Source organism: Agrobacterium sp. 20P9.1.2 (assembly GCF_057799395.1).
In genome coordinates this window covers 1-1,319 of sequence record NZ_JBYOKI010000017.1, presented here as the reverse complement: position 1 = coordinate 1,319, position 1,319 = coordinate 1, and the positions used below count along the sequence as shown (strand labels likewise).

General features: G+C 57.9%; 1 protein-coding gene. It reads right to left on the bottom strand.

All coding sequences use genetic code 11. From position 1 onward, the window contains the following. Positions 1-32: 32 nt before the first annotated feature. Positions 33-1,246 (bottom strand): IS3 family transposase gene (locus AC27VJ_RS22585; RefSeq protein ID WP_488685911.1). Its coding sequence is split into 2 segments (ribosomal slippage): positions 33-910 and positions 910-1,246, totalling 1,215 coding nucleotides; the frame shifts between segments, so codons are not numbered across the junction. Positions 1,247-1,319 lie beyond the last annotated feature (73 nt).

Below are 1,319 nucleotides of genomic sequence, written 5' to 3'. Positions count from 1 at the left end.
TGGAGTGCACCCCATTTCACCGGACAGGTCGGCTAGGTTGATTTAGCTCTGATGAACTGCCGAGGGGAAGCCATCTTGAGCGCGGAATGGGGATGGATTTCGTTGTAGTCCTCGATCCATCCGTCGATGAGCCGGAGCGCTGTTTGGGCGTCCGGAACTTGGGATATGCGGATATAGTCGCGCTTCAACGTTTTGACGAAAGCTTCCGACATGCCGTTCGACTGCGGGCTGGCGACCGGCGTGAAGCAAGGTATCAGATTGAGTGCTTGAGCAAATATCCTCGTGTCTCGCGCTGTGTAAGCCGAACCATTGTCCGAGAGGTGCTCGATAGCATTGGGGGCTCGGGTTGCGCGGAAGCGTTTCTCGACTGCCTCCAGCATCATGTCGCGCACGTCAGAGCCGGAGATGCCTGCATTGGCGACTGCCGTCCAAGCGATGATCTCGCGGTCGAAGGCGTCGATGATGAAGGCGAGACGAATGACCTCGCCATTCCAGCAGGTGAACTCCAGACCGTCGGAGCACCAGCGCAGGTTAGAGCGCATGACCATGACCTTGCCATCATGGATGCGGCCTTTGCGGACGGCCGTATGTTTCTCCAGCAGCATGGCATGGTTGCCCATGATACGATGAACCCGTTTGGCGTTGACGATGGGCTGATTGGCGGCTCGCCTTTCGCGATTGAGAAGCGCGGCGATCCGCCGATAGCCATAGGTTGGCCTTTGATCTACCAGCCTGCGAATGGCGGGCAGAAGCTCTGCATCCTCGAGCTTGTGGTATGGCCCACGCGGCTTTGATTTGCCTTTCAGCCGCTCGATGAGGTTGGAACGGGAGACGCCCAGCGTGTCTGCCACGGCCTTCATCGGGAACCGTCCTTCGGCAACAAGATCGGCCGCGATATCCGTTTTTTTGAGTCCGCTTTGGAAAGGGCTTCGCGGAGGATTTCGACCTCCATCGTCTTGCGACCGAGCATGCGCTCCAACTCCCGGACGCGATCCTCCAGTTTCTTCACTTCCGAATTCCCGACAACCCCCTCGTCAGAATCCACGGCCGCAGCACCTCCCTCACTCAAAAGCCTGCGCCATCGATACAGCAGATTGGGCGCAACGCCATGGCGGCGAGCGGTGGACGATACCGTCTCGCCAGGTTCAAAACTTTGCTCAATCATTGTCAGCTTCTGCTCGGTTGTCCACCGCCTGCGGCGCACATCTCCCGTGAGCAATTCAACGTGTCGATACTCGTTAGACATAAGCCTGTCCTCAAGCCTGTGCTTGAGCCTTTCTGCTTATGCCGACTGTCCGGTCGAAATGGGGTGCAGTTCA